10 protein-coding genes are annotated in these 16,825 nt (G+C 40.9%); 4 read left to right on the top strand and 6 right to left on the bottom strand.

Going from position 1 to position 16,825, the window contains the following annotated elements; translation table 11 throughout:
- Positions 1-87: 87 nt before the first annotated feature.
- Positions 88-978, bottom strand: coding sequence for a diacylglycerol/lipid kinase family protein (locus BUA96_RS09380; RefSeq protein WP_072982515.1), 891 nt, complete (start codon positions 976-978; stop codon positions 88-90).
- A gap of 64 nt (positions 979-1,042) precedes the next feature.
- Between BUA96_RS09380 and BUA96_RS09375 the strand changes: the two genes are divergently transcribed.
- Positions 1,043-2,023, top strand: a complete 981-nt coding sequence (locus BUA96_RS09375; protein ID WP_072982513.1) for an App1 family protein — start codon at positions 1,043-1,045, stop codon at positions 2,021-2,023.
- Between the two features lie 139 nt (positions 2,024-2,162).
- On the opposite strand, the gene BUA96_RS09370 is transcribed toward BUA96_RS09375, so the two are convergent.
- A complete protein-coding gene (locus tag BUA96_RS09370) occupies positions 2,163-5,381 on the bottom strand; it encodes a WD40/YVTN/BNR-like repeat-containing protein (RefSeq protein WP_072982512.1) in 3,219 nt (1,072 codons plus the stop codon).
- A gap of 179 nt (positions 5,382-5,560) precedes the next feature.
- Here BUA96_RS09370 and BUA96_RS09365 point away from each other — a divergent pair, with 179 nt between their 5' ends.
- The 3 genes from BUA96_RS09365 to BUA96_RS09355 all read left to right on the top strand — a co-directional run bounded on the left by BUA96_RS09365 (position 5,561) and on the right by BUA96_RS09355 (position 8,954).
- Complete coding sequence (locus tag BUA96_RS09365) at positions 5,561-6,163, top strand: fasciclin domain-containing protein (protein WP_072982510.1); 603 nt, start codon at positions 5,561-5,563, stop codon at positions 6,161-6,163.
- A gap of 179 nt (positions 6,164-6,342) precedes the next feature.
- Positions 6,343-7,464 carry a vWA domain-containing protein gene (locus BUA96_RS09360; RefSeq protein ID WP_072982508.1) on the top strand — a complete coding sequence of 374 codons (1,122 nt, stop codon included), beginning with the start codon at positions 6,343-6,345 and terminating at the stop codon, positions 7,462-7,464.
- 26 nt (positions 7,465-7,490) lie between these two features.
- A complete protein-coding gene (locus BUA96_RS09355) occupies positions 7,491-8,954 on the top strand; it encodes a MoxR family ATPase (protein WP_072982506.1) in 1,464 nt (487 codons plus the stop codon).
- 181 nt (positions 8,955-9,135) lie between these two features.
- Here the strand turns inward: BUA96_RS09355 and BUA96_RS09350 are convergent, their stop codons facing one another.
- From BUA96_RS09350 to BUA96_RS09335, 4 genes are all read right to left on the bottom strand, one after another.
- Entirely contained in the window at positions 9,136-11,007 is a 1,872-nt protein-coding gene (locus BUA96_RS09350) for an OmpA family protein (RefSeq protein ID WP_072982505.1), read from the bottom strand.
- Between the two features lie 15 nt (positions 11,008-11,022).
- Positions 11,023-11,967: a PorP/SprF family type IX secretion system membrane protein gene (locus tag BUA96_RS09345; RefSeq protein WP_072982503.1), complete on the bottom strand. Its 945-nt coding sequence runs from the start codon at positions 11,965-11,967 to the stop codon at positions 11,023-11,025.
- 13 nt (positions 11,968-11,980) lie between these two features.
- Entirely contained in the window at positions 11,981-15,679 is a 3,699-nt protein-coding gene (locus BUA96_RS09340) for a T9SS type B sorting domain-containing protein (RefSeq protein ID WP_072982502.1), read from the bottom strand.
- Positions 15,680-15,787: 108 nt separating this feature from the next.
- On the bottom strand, positions 15,788-16,798 hold the full coding sequence (locus BUA96_RS09335; RefSeq protein WP_072982500.1) for a pirin family protein: 1,011 nt from the start codon (positions 16,796-16,798) through the stop codon (positions 15,788-15,790).
- Between the last annotated feature and the right edge of the window lie 27 nt (positions 16,799-16,825).

Genomic DNA, 16,825 nt, shown 5'->3' with positions numbered 1-16,825 from the left:
ATGTGTGATTAGTTAATTCGTGGTCTAAATTAAGGTTTTGATTGGCCGTAGCCAAAAGATTAAAGATAAGCTTAACATTAGTGTTAACTAGCGTCTAAAGCTTTTTGGGATCGCCAAGTTCAATTTATGAGGTGTCATTTTTGCCTCAATACGCTGCTCATCTCCTATAAATTCACCATCGATTTGAAAGGCGATCGACTTTTTAGATACAATGTTAACATCCTTACACGGAATGACTTTTACAAAGTCAGGATCTAATTCAGCATCGTCATAAAAGGTTTCTAATATGCCTTTAATGCTGAAATTTTTAAACACTAAAACTTCAAAAATACCATCATCCATTTTTCCGGTAGGGTTGATTTGAGCTCCGGTACCAAACTTATTTGCGTTAGCGATTGCAACCAGAATGCCTTCTTCAGAAATGGTTTGATCATCACATTGAATCTCTACTTCAAACGGAAAATCGCTGCTAAGCAGGGTAGGAAAAGATTGTATTAAATAGCCTAATTTCCCTCTGATCTCTGACTTTTCATAGTTTTTGATCAGCTGAGCATTAATGCCCAGGTCAGCGATATGCAAGCACGTGTAGCCGTTTATTTCGATCAAATCCATTGCGATGAAGTGATTTCCTAAAGCGATATCAAGTTGCTCTTCTAAACTGTCAGGAATATCAAAATTAGTTGCAAGACCATTTGCCGAACCTGAGGGTAATAAACCAACTTTTACAGATGCTCCTTTTATGGCATCGGCAACTTCACGTATAGTACCGTCTCCGCCGCTTACCACAATGCGATCGGGATTTTGCTCTTTTATAAGCTCCTGAATGGCCTCTTTGTCGCGGTCTCCGGTAGTCTCATAAATAAAACTCTGGTTGCCATCTTGCGAGACATGTTTTTCAAAAGCATTTATAATGGGCTGCTTATCTGTGCCGCCTGCAATGGGATTTATGACCAGTAAAATGGTGTTTTGTGTTTTCATTAAGGCTCTTTCGAGCTAAAATTAGGTAATTTCAAAACCTGTTATAGTTAATAAAATACCAATAGTGAAGTTAGATTTACAACTCTACCGCGGGTATGCCAATGATGAAGAACTTGTAGTTTTTGGACATTTGTTTAAATCCTGGGCGCCTGATAAATTTCAAACCGACCGTAAAGGTTTTAAACATGCATTTTCTGTATTGCATATGTTTAGGATCTCGCCACTAAAAAATGTTGAAGTGCGTTTGCGTTTTAAAGATATTGACGTGACCACGCGAACGATGGATGACGGATTCTTTAGGTTTAATGTACCGTATGAAAACACCCTAGAAAGTGGTTGGCATACGTATGAGATCACGTGCAAACCCAAAGAGGTTGATTATGGGATCATTGAAAAGGCCGAATTTCTTAAACCATTTGAAAGCAAACTGAGTATTATCTCAGATATTGATGACACGTTTTTAATCTCGCATAGCGGAAACATTTTTAAAAAACTCTATGTGATGCTCGCCCGAAACGTAAATCATAGAAAGACCTTTGAAGATGTTGTGAGGCATTATCAGTCCCTCAGTACGAGCGGTCACGACGAAGAAGGCAAACGCAATTCTTTTTTTTATGTGTCTAGCAGTGAATGGAATCTTTATGACTTCATCGTACAATTCACCAAGCTACAAGAATTACCCAAAGCAGTACTGAAACTTAAAAGTATAAAAACCGGTATTTCAGATTTCTTAAGAACTGGCGGCGGAAATCACGATCATAAATTCATCAAGATCAAAGATATCATCGCCTTTTATCCGCAGCAGCATTATGTTTTGCTGGGCGACGACTCCCAGCAGGATGCTTTTATTTATGAGCGAATTTGTAAAATGTTTCCGGTTAATATTTCTGCGGTTTATTTAAGACAGACCCAAAAGCATCAGCATAAAAAAATCAGCAAGGTTTTAGAGAATATTGAAGAAATGGGCGTTGCTACCTGTTATTTTAAAAAGAGTAGCGAAGCCATTAAACATTCCAAAGAACACGGTATCATCAAAGCAGAGTAATTTATCTCAGAGCAAAACCGCTAGGTTTTCGACTTGAATAACCTGCTAATTTTGTGTCAAAGTATTTGACATTTCAGCATAAAAAAATTCCCGAAAATAACTTCTCGGGAATTTTAAAAAACAGTTTTACAGTTACAGTTTATTCTAGCTGAAAACTTTTAATCTCTTTAAATGGAGATAATTCTACTTGTTTCATTTGTGTTTCGTAAGCAGCCCAATCTTCGGTAAAAAAGGTGTTTACATTTTTTAAAGCGGTTTTAAGTTCCTCTTCAGCGTGTGCTAGAAGTTGGTTTTCTGTCGCGGTCAAACCATTAGGTCTGCTGTTTACATAACTACTAGCCAAATAAATTCTGTTCAGCACGGTTACTTCAGCGTTACGCGTTATACCTTGACGATCATCTTCTTTTCCTAAAAAGGTTGCGATATGTGCGTCAAGTTTCTTCACAATGGCTTTAGAGCTATCTATCTGGACTTCATATGCATCTTTATCTTTCTTTTTAAAATCTGCTAGAAAATCTTCGGCAATGGTTTTACTCTCAACCAATTGTTTAACGGCATCTGCAGCAACTTGAGTCATACGCTCAATTTCTTTTTCAGCTTCATAAATTTCGTTAGTCGCAGCTGTAGAAATATCCAATCGTGGATCGCTTTTAACCGTTATCGTTTCAGTATCCTCCAGAGTTCCGTAGTTTAATACTACTTTATATGTGCCAGGTTTTACGGTTGCACCTCCGGGTTCATAGTTGCGATCTCGTACTCTGCGAGAAGGTCTGTCTACTCCTTTTTCGTCCAGAAACCATCTAAAATGATACATCCCGGCAGAATCCGGGGCTTTGGTTTTTAAGGTTCTGATCAAGCGGTCGCCGTCATAAATGGTCAAAGCGATACTGTCCCACTTAGGTGCATTTTCATCGGATTCTGTGTTGGTTTCATTTGTTTCATCCTCAGTTTGCTTTTCAGCTTCTTTCGGGTTAAGCATATACTTGATAAAAGCGCCACGATCTCTATTGGCCCCACCGTATGTAGCATCTGCGCCAAAACGACCTCCGGTAGGCTGTTGCGAAGCATTCTGATATGCCACCACTGGCGGAATCACTTCTAAGACCATTCCTTTTTTCATACTTAAATTCATACCCAGATCTGCATTTGCAGCTAAGGCGCGCAACGGCTTGATGTCATCTAATACCCAAATTGAGCGTCCAAATGTTGCAATAGCTAAATCATCCTCTCTTGGGTGAATGATTAAATCTTTAACAGGAACTGTTGGGAATCCGTTGGTCCATTTTTGCCAATTTGTCCCGGCATCTATAGACACGTAAAGGCCATCATCAGTACCCAAAAACATCAAATTAGGTTCTTCTTTATCTTCTAAAATTGCTAAAGCATAACTGCCGACATCTTCGCTATCTACGATGCTTTTCCAGGTTTTTCCGTAATCTGTTGTACGATATACATACGGTTTATAGTCAAAGCGTCTATAATTATTGGCTACAAGCAGCGCTTCTCCTTGATTAGTAGCAGAAGCTTTAATTTGGGCAATCCAGCTGCCTTCTGGTAAGCCTTTGATGTTTTTAGAAACATCGGTCCAATCTTCTCCGCCATTTCTGGTGTAAAATACTTTTCCGTCGTCAGAACCTGTCCAGATCATATTTTTTTGAGCCGGGCTGGGTTCAATAACAAGAATCGTGGTATGATTTTCTGCCCCGGTAGCATCCATGGTTAAACCACCGCTTTCGCTTTGTTTTTGTTTCTCAGGATCGTTAGTAGTAAGATCAGGCGAAATCACCTCCCAAGTCAGTCCTTTGTCAGTTGACTTGTGCACATATTGACTTCCAAAATAAATCGTACTATTATCAAAAGGATCAATGTTGATCGCAGAATTCCAGTTGAAGCGCAAATCTACCTCAGGGTCTGGATGCGTAGGACGTACGAGGTAATTCGCACCAGTTACCCAATCGTAACGGCTTACATAACCTTGCTGACTCATCGTCCAACCGTATTGCGAATCGTCACGATCTGGAACCACATCAAAACCATCGCCAAAAGAAATCTCTTGCCAGTATGAGTTGCGTATTCCTTGAGCTTTCCACACATACGCTGGACCGCGCCAGCTTCCATTATCTTGCATTCCTCCATACACATTGTAAGGAAATTCATTATCAATTGCGATATGATAAAACTGACCTACCGGAATATTCTCAGCAAAACGCCATGTTTCGCCGCCATCTCGAGAAAGGTATAAACCACCATCATTTCCATCGATCATAAAATCAGGATTCTTCGGGTGGATGTACATCGCGTGATGATCAGGGTGTACGCCATTATCTGCGCCATAGGCAGGCATCAACTCTTCAAAACTTTTACCACCATCTTCAGACACGTTTACATAGGTAAAGACGCTATAGACACGGTTTTCATTATCAGGAGCAACATAGATTTCGGCATAATAAAATGGGCGATTGCCTATTTCATTCATATCATCATTTACCAACTTCCAGTTTTGACCACCATCTTCAGAACGATAGAGGCCGTTCTTTTTCGCTTCTACATAAGCATAAACGATGTTGGGTTTGCTGGGAGCGATAGCAAGCCCCATACGCCCAAGATCACCTTTAGGCAATCCGTTTTCTGAAGTGATCTCTTTCCAAGAATCACCACCATCATAAGTAATATACATTCCAGAACCTTTGCCACCACTGGTAAAAAACCAAGGATCGCGTTTGTGTTCCCACATAGCCACAATAAGTTTATTAGGATTTGTAGGATCCATTACCAGTTCTGCAGGCCCTGTTTTCTCATTAACGTAAAGAATTTTTTCCCAGGTCTTTCCGCCGTCTTTGGTTCGGTACACACCGCGATCTTCATATTCACCCCAAGGCGAACCTATAGCTGCGGCATACACAATGTCTGGATTTGAAGGATTAATACGTACCCGATAAATGTGACGGGTGTTTTCTAACCCCATACACTTCCAGGTTTTACCGCCATCTAAAGATTTGTAGATACCAAATCCGCCATTAAGACTATTTCGTGGATTTCCTTCACCGGTACCCACCCAAACAACAGAAGGATTAGATTGCTGAATTGCAACAGCACCAATTGAAGAAGTAGCTTCGTCTTCAAAAACAGGGGTCCAAGTAACACCGCCAGAAGTGGATTTCCATAGTCCGCCAGAAGCAGAACCTGCGTAAATAATGTCAGGATTGTCAGTTACCGCATCTATAGCTGTAATACGGCCGCTCATTCCTGCGGGGCCTACATTACGCGGTTTCATGTCTTTAACTAAGTCAAGATTGAGCTGCTGGGCGTTGCCAATAAGGCTAATACCCAACAAACAGAGAAGTAGAATGTTTTTCATTAAATAGGATTAAAGTTTTTCTAAAGTTAAGAAAAACTAAAACTTATGCTTGACTATCAGCATTGATTCAACAGATTAACATAATTAAAATACAATTAACAAAAGCTTACCGAAGCTTTTTAAAATGTTTAGGGTTCTGCTGATATCTTTGAACAAAAGAAAAACCAAAAAATTTAATTATGAAAAAGTTAGTTTTAAGTATGGCTGTTCTTGCTTCAATAGCATTTACATCTTGTAAAGACAGTGAGAAGAGCGAATCTGAAGAGCCGATGGCTCAAGAAGAAATGGCAATGGAAACCACAGAAACTTCTGCGGAAGCTACAATGCCTGAAGAACAAACTATTGCTGAAATCGCAATGGCAATTGAAGATTTTAGTACGTTAGTAACTGCAGTAAAAGCTGCTGGCCTTGCGGAAACATTAAACAGCGAGGGGCCTTACACCGTATTTGCACCTACTAACGCGGCTTTTGACAAATTGCCTGAAGGTACTGTAGAAAGCTTAGTTGAGCCAGCAAACAAAGAAAAATTAGCGGGAATATTGACCTATCACGTATTAGAAGGTGAGTATAAAGCGGCTGATATTGTAAAAGCGATTAAAGACAACAATGGTAGTTTTACCGTAGTAACTGTAGAAGGTGAAAGTTTAATTGCCATGTTAGATGGTGAAAACGTAGTATTGACCGATGCTGCCGGAAATGAATCTACAGTAGTTATGACAGACGTCGAAGCATCAAATGGTGTGATTCACGCGATTGATGCAGTTGTGATGCCTAAATCATAATTACGTAAATGATTATAGATCAAAACCCTTCAGTGATGAAGGGTTTTTTTATACGTTGATTTCTCTGAATCGCGCTTAGCGCAATTCAAAACTTCTTAGTTATAGTAGGCGTTCAGCCCTAAAACTTTTAAGATACTTCCTAAGGTTAGGACTTTAAAATGCTGTAATTTTAATACACTATGAAAAAGGAAACACTACGAAAAGGATTTGTGTTCAAAAGCTATGAAGCACCACAACAATCCTTATTTGACCGACTCTTTGAGATCTTTAAAGAACTGATCACGCATACCTCAGGTGATTTTGATGAGGCGATGGATTGGCTCAAGGAACTTGACAAGGAGTACAACTTGACTACCGAGGATTACACGCTTGATGATTTTGTACAAGAATTAAAAGATAAAGGTTATATCAGAGAAGAGATTGAGCCTGATGGTAATGGCGGTATGGCTATTACAGCAAAAACAGAACGTGCGATCAGGCAACGTGCTCTTGACCAGATCTTCGGAAAATTAAAGCGCGGTGGCGCCGGAAATCATAAAACCAATCGCATAGGTCGGGGTGACGAGCATACCGGCGAGTACAGAGAATATCGGTTTGGCGATGCGCTAGAACGTGTTTCTATGACCGAAAGTTTAAAAAATGCACAGATCAACAACGGTATTGGCAATTTTGACCTAACGGAAAAAGACTTAGTGGTTGAAGAAACTCAGTTCAAAGCACAAATGAGCACGGTTTTGATGATCGATATCAGTCACAGTATGATCTTGTATGGTGAAGATCGCATCACACCGGCTAAAAAGGTAGCGATGGCTCTCGCCGAACTGATCACCACACGCTATCCAAAGGACACACTTGATATTATCGTTTTTGGTAATGATAGTTGGCCGATTGCTATTAAAGACTTACCGTATTTGCAAGTGGGACCGTACCACACGAATACAGTGGCGGGTTTACAACTTGCAATGGATATCTTACGTCGCAAACGCAATACCAATAAACAGATATTTATGATCACAGATGGGAAACCAAGTTGTGTGCGCGAACCAGACGGATTTTACTATAAAAATAGTGTGGGGCTAGACGACTACATCGTAAATAAATGCTACAGTATGGCGAGTCAGGCGCGCAAAGTTAAAATACCTATTACCACATTTATGATTGCTCAAGACCCTTATTTGATGAAGTTTGTGCGTCAATTTACGCAGGCCAATCAAGGGAAGGCATTTTACACAGGGCTTCAAGGTCTTGGGGAAATGATCTTTGAGGATTACGAGACCAATAGAAAAAAAAGAATACGCTAGAGAAAGAATAAAACTAACAGTAAACTATGAGTAAACCAGCAATTAAAACCCTAGGTGAACTAAAAAAAACAGATTATAAAAGTCGAAGCATTAAAGAGGAACTTCGTAGCAATCTGGTTAAAAATATCAAAGAAGGAAAAAACTCTTTTGAAGGAATCCACGGTTATGAATATACCGTTATACCTGAGCTAGAGCGCGCAATACTCTCTAAACACAACATCAATCTTTTAGGATTACGTGGCCAGGCAAAAACACGCTTGGCGCGCTTGATGGTGCAATTATTAGATGAATGGATTCCGGTGGTTGAGGGTTCAGAACTTAACGATGATCCCCTAAAACCATTATCAAGATATGCGCAGCAATTGATCGCAGAGAAAGGTGATGAAACCCCCATAGACTGGATGCATCGCGAGGAGCGTTTCGCAGAAAAACTGGCTACGCCTGATGTAACTGTTGCTGATCTTATTGGTGATGTAGATCCTATAAAAGCTGCGAATTTAAAACTGAGCTATGCTGATGATCGCGTCATTCATTTTGGTATGATTCCGCGGGCAAATCGTTGCATTTTTGTAATTAATGAATTGCCTGATTTACAAGCGCGTATTCAGGTGGCCCTATTCAATATCCTACAAGAGGGAGATATACAAATCCGCGGATTTAAATTGAGATTGCCGCTAGATCTTCAATTTGTATTTACGGCAAACCCCGAAGATTATACCAATCGCGGAAGCATTGTTACTCCGTTAAAGGACCGTATTGGCTCTCAGATTTTAACGCATTATCCTGAAAATATTCAGATCGCGAGAACCATTACTGAACAAGAAGCAAAGCGAGACGAGCGTAATGAAGAACAGGTGTATGTGCCTTCTTTAGCAAAAGATCTTTTAGAACAAATAAGTTTTGAAGCTCGCGAGAGTGAATACATTGATGTAAAAAGTGGTGTGAGTGCTCGAATGAGTATTACAGCTTTTGAAAATTTACTAAGTACAGCAGAACGTCGTGCGCTAATGGCGGGTGACGAAAAAACCACTGTACGTCTTGGAGATTTTATGGGAATGATCCCGGCGATTACCGGTAAAGTCGAATTGGTTTATGAAGGAGAGCAGGAGGGAGCTGCGACCGTGGCACACACCCTAATAGGGGATGCGATACAGACCTTGTTTATTACCTATTTCCCCGAAATCAAAAAGCTGGAAAAACAGAATGAAAAAAGTCCGTATGATGAGGTGGTCACTTGGTTTTTTGACCAAAGCGACTTTCAATTGTTAGATGATTTAAATGAAGAAGAGTATAAAAAAATGCTTGATTCGGTAACGCCGTTGCAAAATTTGATCAATACGCATCAACCTGATTTACCGAAATCTGATCAATATTTTATGAAAGAGTTTATCCTTTGGGCACTGGTTGAATTCAAGAAATTGAGTAAATACCGAATGACCGATGGAATACGCTTTAAAGATCTCTACGGAAGTTATATAAGTGGTCTGTAAGTTCAGTGTAAATAAATAAAAAAACCCGTTAGTTTAAAACTAACGGGTTTTTTATTGGCACCTCCAAAGTGTTTAATTTTCTGTCCCGAAAGCTTTCGAGATGCCTCGAAATTGTAAAGTTGTTTCCAACTAATGCCTCACGGGCTTGCTTTGAAAAAGTTTACTTGATAAAGGTTTAGTATTATTTCAAGAGTGTAAATTCACTTCTGCGATTTTCATCAAATTGCGCTTCGGTACAATCTCCGGAAGGGCAGGCGTGAATAGGATCAGTCTCTCCATAACCTTTAGCTTTTAGCCTGTTACGGTCTATTCCTTTAGATACTACGTAATCAACGGTAGATTGTGCTCTGCGTTGTGAAAGCGCAAGATTGTAACTGTCAGAGCCACGTTGATCTGTGTGTGAAGCAACTTCAATATCCATTTCAGGATATTTCTTCATAAGTTGCACTAATTTATCCAGAGTCACCGCTGCGTCAGGACGGATGTTAGCTTTATCAAAGTCAAAATAGATTTTTTCAAGATTCACCTGTGTCAACTGGTTGCGGTCATTTACAGTCACGATCTCTTCAGAATCAGCGTATGCGGACATCTGTAATTTGATAAGCGTTTTAGTGTTCTGTGCGTATTCTATTTTAATCTCTTTTTCTACCGGTGCATACAAAGCTTTTGAAGCTTTTACTTTGTAAGTACTATTAGGATGCACTTCAAACTTAAAACTCCCGTCTGCTAAAGTGGTCATTTTTTGCGTACTACCGGTTTCTGGGCGATAGAGCGTGACTTCGGCACCTTCAATGGGTTCTAGAGTTTTCTTATCATCTACATTACCAATGATTTGATAATCTAAATTAGGGAATGTAGTAAACTGATAAATCTTGTCTTTTCCGGTTCTGTTTGAAGACATATAACCGCTTGCCTGTCGTTCTTTGATTATTAAAGAAAAATCATCTGCATTAGAATTGATTGAGCTTCCTAGGTTATACGCTTCCGCAAAAGCATCACCCGAAGCATCACTGCTGTAAAGGTCTAGTCCGCCAAGCCCTTCAACGCGATTAGAAGCGAAGTAAAGATTTCCATTTTCAGAAACATATGGAAACTGCTCTAGTTTATCTGAGTTTACATTTTCGCCCAAATTAACAGGAGTACCAAAAGTATTGTTCCCGTTGATACTCACTTTATAAATATCAAAACTACCATAACCTCCCGGCATATCGCTAGAGAAATAGAGCGTTTGCTCATCTGCACTCAGTGCGGGGTGTGCCACAGAATAGCTGTCAGAACTTATAGAAAGTAACTCGATATTTCCCCATTTACCGTTTACCAATTCGGCACTATAAAGTTGAAGCGGCGCGACTTTGGCACCATCTATTTTCTTGAATTTATTACTGGTTCGGGTGAAATACATTTTTGTACCGTTTGCAAAAAATACGGCGTTGCTTTCGTGTGTGTCGGTATTAATTGAACGCGAAAATGTTTGGTATTCAGAAAGTGTGTCAGCAACAGGTTGCGCGTAATACAGATCTAAAAAAGGTTTTCCCGTCCAAGGGTAGGTGGGGCGTGCAGCATTGCGGTCAGAAGCAAAAACGAGTTGACGGTCGTAATATGCCGGCGCAAAATCTGCATAAGCGGATGCAGCATCCATCACTTCAGGCATAAAAAATTGCGATACTTCCATATCGTTTTTTTCCATAGCCTTTAAAATATCAATTGAAGTACCGCTATAAGTGGTCAGAATCTCATTAGCCTTGTCATACGCGTTGCTGCGTTTTAATGCATCTGCATATCTAAAATGCGCATCCATAGACCTTCCGGGATTAAGTTCCCAAGCCTTTGCGTAAGCTTTAACCGCTTCTTCAGCATTGGCGTTGTAATACAGTGCATCTGCCAGATTGAGTGCAGCGTCGCTGTCAAGTTGATCTGCTGCGCTATATAACGCAATAGCTTCGGCATAAGCCTGACTCGCAAAAAGTTTGTTTGCTTTTTCTATTGATTGGTTCTGTGTAAATCCTACTTGACAAACTGCTAGCAGAATAATGAGTAGCGTATAATTTTTCATAGTCGAAGTTGTAGGTTAGAAGAAACGAGGTGATTTGCGATACGATGGAAGCTTGCCAAGCAAGTCGAAGTCAAATAATACCATGACCTCGTGGCTTCCGTTATTATATTCACCCAGATTAGATGTGGTGTAGTCGTATGCGTAGCCTACGCGAACACCCGGAGTAACTTCAAAATTTACCATTCCGGTTACGGCATCATCCAGACGATAGCCTATACCTGCTTCAAAACGCTGATAAAATCTTACGTTAGCATTAAGGTCAAGACTCACGGGAGCACCATTTACCCAACGCGCCATAAAAGAAGGCTTGATCTGAAAATCTGCCGAAGGTTCAAAAACATATCCACCGGTTAAAAAATAATGTGTGTTCTCGCTTCCTAAACGCTGGACTCCATCTTCGTCCTCAATATGCCGAGAGGCCACGAGGTTAGGAGCAGAAAGCCCTATGTAGTAGCTTTCAGAAAAATAATAAGCTCCAATACCAATGGTAGGGTAGGTTTGATTAATATTCTGCGCAAATGAGGGGTCTGTTGCAGGGCCACCGCTTCCTAATTGCAATCTGCTAAAATCTGTGCTAAAAAAGGAAGCACCGGCTTTTAAACCTAGAGCTAAGGTTGCATTTTCTTGAACAGGAAGTTTGTAAGCAAAATCAGCATTTAAATTGGTTTCCTGCACCACATCGCCAATCTCATCATGTACCAGATTGACACCGATTTCTACTCTTTCAGACATTGGTAAATGCCCAAAAAATGTAGCGGTAGTAGGAGCACCGTCTATGCCCACCCATTGTGCACGGTAGAGGCCGCCTAATTTAGCTTGATTCACTGTAGAATACGCCGGGTTTATCACACTCATATTATACATATACTGCGTGTATTCCGGGTCTTGTTGCCCAAAAATGCTTCCACAAAAAAGGACAAAGGCTGCAAAAAACGTAAGTTTTGAAGTTGAATTTTTCATCGGGATTATCCTTTTATCGGTTAAGGTAAACTTTACCTTGTTTTGGGCTAGTCTGGCCATCATTATAATTTATTATGTAGAAATACACACCGTTAGGCAAGGTGTTTCCGCCCAGTCTGCTTCGGTTTGCCTGACCGTTCCAGAACCCTGTAGAAGCGTTGCCTTTAAAGACAACTGCGCCGTTTCGGTTAAATATTTCTATCGTGTAGTTGGGATAAACAATATTTATATTCTGCATTTCAAAAACGTCGTTGATTCCGTCACCGTTTGGAGAGAATCCATCAGGAATAAAGACCGAATCACAACCGCTTAGGTCAGCAGTAACTGCTAGTCGTTGTGAACCTTCACAACCGGTTGCGGTATTTTGAGCCGCGATGTAATATGTGGTATTTTCCATAAGTGGTGTGGTAGGGCTAACTACCGAACCACCGCTTGCAGCATCATAAGTAATGATGTTGAAAGACGAACTCACATTAGTTTCAAGATCTGCTACGGTAGGGTTGTCATTGATACAAAATACTCCGCCATTAGTTGCCAGGCTAGGCATCGCCGGATCTTCTACAGAAAAGTCAGTAAAAGCGGCCCCAAGATTGGTAGCACTACAACCCGAAGTTTCATTTTGAATATCAAGCAAGCTGAATGTGGTTATTCCGCCGGCGGTAAATACGTTAGCGTCAAGAACAATACTTGCTGCACCATTAGTGATATCTACGTTCTCAGAAGTTACCTCAGAAGTTGTAGCTCCGGTGATCTGATAGGAGATCAAGTAGGTGTTGTTTTGTAAAGCAGAAGCTCCTGACAGCGTTACAATAACCTGCTCGCCAAAACAAACATCTGTTGCAGTTACAGTCACTCCGGTTGCATTGGGCAACGGATTTACTTCAAAACTAGTACTTACTGCAATAGGTAATGAAGTACATCCTGAAGCACTGCTGATTAAAGTCGCAGTGATACTGGTCGTTCCTGTGGCTGCTAAGGTAGTAGCAGGAATGGTAAAGCTACCAACGCCATTACTGACTAACGCTGTTGCGCTTTGAGCTAAAGCAGTGTTTGCTCCTGCAAGCTCGTAATCAATAGTGTATTCCCCATCAGCTAAATCTGATGAAGTAATCGTGACCAAGCCATCTTCTGCTAAGCAAATATCGGAAGCGCTAAGATCACCGTCCATCAAATCAGGTATAGGGTTTACGTCAAATGACACAGTAGTAGCGGTATCATTGAAGCAAAGTGATGCGGGATTCGCTATGCTGATTATTGAAACTGTTACTGACCCTGGAGTTATCAGAAGTTCGCTATCAATAGTAATTGATGCTTCGCCTCCAGCAAAAGTTACATTTTCGCTTGGCGCTAGAGTACCTTCACCAACTTGGTAAGTAATGATGTAGCTACCATCGGCAAGATCAGAATTAGTAAAAGAAATTAAAGCATCTTCGCCTAAACAAACAGAATCCACACTAATTGTGGTATTTTCTAAAGTAGGAACAGGCAACACTTCAAAATCAATAGTAATGGGTAAGCCTGTTGCATCACAACTTTGAGAAGCGGTGGTAAGTTCTTCGATCGTGAGACTCGTGGTTCCGGCTTCTGCTAGCGTTTCAGCAGCAAGTTCAAATTCGGCAACACCTGCTGTAAACGTAACATTGGTCGTTGTTTCAGCTAAGGTATTAGCGCCGCTTAAGGTGTAGGTAATTACATAATCTCCATCTTGAATAAATGTAGCATCTGTGGTTAAATTAACCGTTGCACTGCGATCTTCACAAGAGTCTGTTACCGTTCCCACGAGGTTAGTAGCATCCGGAGTCGCCACAATATTGAAAGTTGCAGTCGGCATTGTAAAATTCTCTGCCTCACAGCTACTGATTGAGTTCAAAAGCGAAGTCAACGTGAGTGTTGAAGAACCATTAGCTAGTAAAGCTTGCGGAAGATCAAATGAGCCTGTTCCGTCTGTAATAACAACGGTTGCAGTTTGATCAGTCACACTGATAGCACCAGAAATGTCGTAAATGATCTCGTAAGAACCATCAGCTAAATTGGGCGTTTCAGAAGAATCGGTTAAGGTTACCGAAACAATTTCATCTTCACAAGTATCCGCAATAGTAACACCTAGCGTCTGCGCATCAGGTTTGGGAGATACGGTAAAAGTTGTGCTCAGTTCTACAGCAGTCGTACACCCATTGGTATTAGTAATGCTGCTAAGACTAAACGTATAGTCGTCTGCCGTAGGTAAGTTTTCAGCAAGTAAATTTAAAGTTGCAGTTCCTGCTGCTACGGTAATAAGTTCTGTGTATTCTTGAGAAGTATTAGTGTTTGAAAGCGTGTAGGTAATGGTATAATCTCCATCAACTAACTCAATTTCCGGGGTAGTGGCAGCATCAGAAAAAGTAAGCACCCCGTTTTCTTCAAAACACAACGGCTGTACAACACTTAATTCGGTGTCTGTTACATCAGGCAGCGCTACGATGGTTAGCGTGTCACTTAGGTCGCCTAACTGTGCGTCGCATACGTTTTGTGTAGTAGGATCTATGATTTGCAATACACGAACTTCAGCAACTCCGGCACCAGTGAAAAAGTCAGGATTTATAGGGAAACTACCTATCCCATCGGTCATGGTAATGGTAAGTGTTTCGGTACCAGTATTTGGCGCCGGACTAACTTCATAGGTAAGTGCGTAATCCCCATTAGGAATATCGTCCAGTTCACCGGTTATAGTCGCAATGGCTTCTATAGGAAGTATGTCTTCACAAATAATATCCTCTTCTTCAGTAGGAAATGTCAACTCAAATGTCGCATTTGAAAAATCAATTACTTCTTCAATAATGATAGTAACAGTAACTTGGCTCAACGTACATAATGGATTGGTCGGCTGAACGGTATAGGTAAAGGGATACGAGCCGGGACCGTAAGTATCGCGTATATTTTCAATATTGATAAAGCTATCGTTGAATGCGGTAATTTCATTAGTAAGAAACCCTTCACTCCATACTCCGTTAGTATCTTCACCAACAATGGCATCTCTAAGATTAAAATTGGTCAAGCTGCTTAGATCATCGGTCTCACAGAAAATAGTAGTCACAGCAGGATCTACCGTACCTGCCTCAGGTGCTTCTACCACATCAAGATTGACCGTGCTCATAGTTGCAGGGCAGCTGCCTTGCGCATCCACTGTGTATGTAAAGGTGTAACTTCCCGGGCCTGCAATCTGCGCATTAAAGGTAGGCCCATTTAGCGCACCTGCGGGACCGCTGGTAATTACCCAAGTTCCAAATAGTGTAGGGTTGGGACCACTACCTATAAATTGAAAAAGGTTTACATTGGTTTCATCTTCACAAGCAACAGCATTGTTGTTGTCTCTACCGGCATAACCAGCAAGGGTCACCGTGACAATGGCATCGGTATCGGTGCATCCTGCTTCTCCTTCAACCGTGTAAGTATAAGTAAAGGTTCCACCACGATTTATAAGCCAGGTGTTGAGTTGTCCGGTTGCCGTGTTTAAACCACCACTATTGTCCTCGTCAGTCCAAGTGCCCCCGGGAACGGGAGTTCCGCCCAGTGCTGCATAGAGATCGATAAACTGGTTAGTTTCTTTGTCGCAGGAAGTAAGAGAAGCATCTTCGCCGGCACATTGGCCATAACTTTTAGATGAAATTCCCGCATTAAATAAAAGGAAAAATAGGCATGCTATTTTCCCTAAAAACGTAATTGTTTTATGCATAGGAGTTGGGTTAGTAAAATTTGATACAAGTATAATCGATTAATTGCAAATAATTACGATTAAATGTAAAAAATTTATTAAAATTATCGTAACACAACTCCTGCTAATTTACGGTTTCTGCAAATTTCCGTCGGGAAAAAGTGCAAATCTACCCCGATCAGCAGCGTGGGTATGCTCGTGAGAATCCCAAGGCCATCCACCAAATTGCGTCTGCTGATAATTCATAAAAGCAGTCTCAATATCTTTTCGGGTATTCCCTACGAAGGGTCCGTGTTTTACAACTGGTTCGTTAATGGGTTTGCCCTCTAGAAGAAGTAGTTGGGCTTTTTGGTTTCCATTTTTTACTACAAGTTCTTCAGTAGGATCTGCTTTAATTTGATGCATCGGCGGAATTTCAAATTCTTCAGCATAAAGCATTTCGCCTTCATAAAAGTAAAGTGAGCGATTGGCTCCGGCAGCACCTTTAGGAAGTGTGAATGTTGCTTCAGGCTCAAGACTGATCAGCCAGATATTGATTCCGTTTTCCGGGTTTGCCGCCCAAGAATCAGGTGCCGGTGCTAAAGCTTTAGTGTCTTTATAATTTCCGGCAATAAGTTTAATTTGAATATGCTTACCCTCGTTATCTTGTGTCGAAACTACCGGAATTTTTTCATTCCACATCATTCCAAAATAGGGTTCAACATTTTTACTTGCAGCAGGAAGATTTAACCAAATTTGAAAAAGTAATAGCGGATTTTCTTCTTCGGTATTTATAAGAGGAAACATTTCGCTATGCTGAACCCCTTTTCCGGCGGTCATCCATTGCACATCACCTTGACCAAATCTGCCGGCAGCACCTAAAGAATCGGAATGGTCAACAAAACCTTCTTCAGCAATGGTAACCGTTTCAAAACCCACGTGAGGATGCCCCGGAAATCCAGGTACTTTTGAACCGTGATACATTGCCCAACCGTCTTTCTGAACAAAATCTTGTCCCAGATTGCGGCCTGCTAGCGAAGTAGCCGGACCAAGTTGACCGTTTCCTTTAGGGTATTTATCGTTATGAAAAGCACAAAACAAAAAAGGATCTTGTGTATCCCATTGCGCGTGTAATTGTGTGATTTTTTGAATAGCTGCCATTGTTGATAATTTAGATGGAATACGAAG

It is taken from the genome of Leeuwenhoekiella palythoae (genome assembly GCF_900130045.1).
Lineage (GTDB): Bacteria > Bacteroidota > Bacteroidia > Flavobacteriales > Flavobacteriaceae > Leeuwenhoekiella > Leeuwenhoekiella palythoae.
This window is presented reverse-complemented; position numbering and strand designations above follow the sequence as displayed.

Bases quoted from the DNA above. Each gene is read 5' to 3' on its own strand.
- BUA96_RS09365 (WP_072982510.1), top strand. From the start codon at position 5,561: ATGAAAAAGTTAGTTTTAAGTATGGCTGTTCTTGCTTCAATAGCATTT.
- BUA96_RS09340 (WP_072982502.1), bottom strand. From the start codon at position 15,679: ATGCATAAAACAATTACGTTTTTAGGGAAAATAGCATGCCTATTTTTC.
- BUA96_RS09350 (WP_072982505.1), bottom strand. From the start codon at position 11,007: ATGAAAAATTATACGCTACTCATTATTCTGCTAGCAGTTTGTCAAGTA.
- BUA96_RS09345 (WP_072982503.1), bottom strand. From the start codon at position 11,967: ATGAAAAATTCAACTTCAAAACTTACGTTTTTTGCAGCCTTTGTCCTT.
- BUA96_RS09335 (WP_072982500.1), bottom strand. From the start codon at position 16,798: ATGGCAGCTATTCAAAAAATCACACAATTACACGCGCAATGGGATACA.
- BUA96_RS09370 (WP_072982512.1), bottom strand. From the start codon at position 5,381: ATGAAAAACATTCTACTTCTCTGTTTGTTGGGTATTAGCCTTATTGGC.
- BUA96_RS09380 (WP_072982515.1), bottom strand. From the start codon at position 978: ATGAAAACACAAAACACCATTTTACTGGTCATAAATCCCATTGCAGGC.
- BUA96_RS09360 (WP_072982508.1), top strand. From the start codon at position 6,343: ATGAAAAAGGAAACACTACGAAAAGGATTTGTGTTCAAAAGCTATGAA.
- BUA96_RS09355 (WP_072982506.1), top strand. From the start codon at position 7,491: ATGAGTAAACCAGCAATTAAAACCCTAGGTGAACTAAAAAAAACAGAT.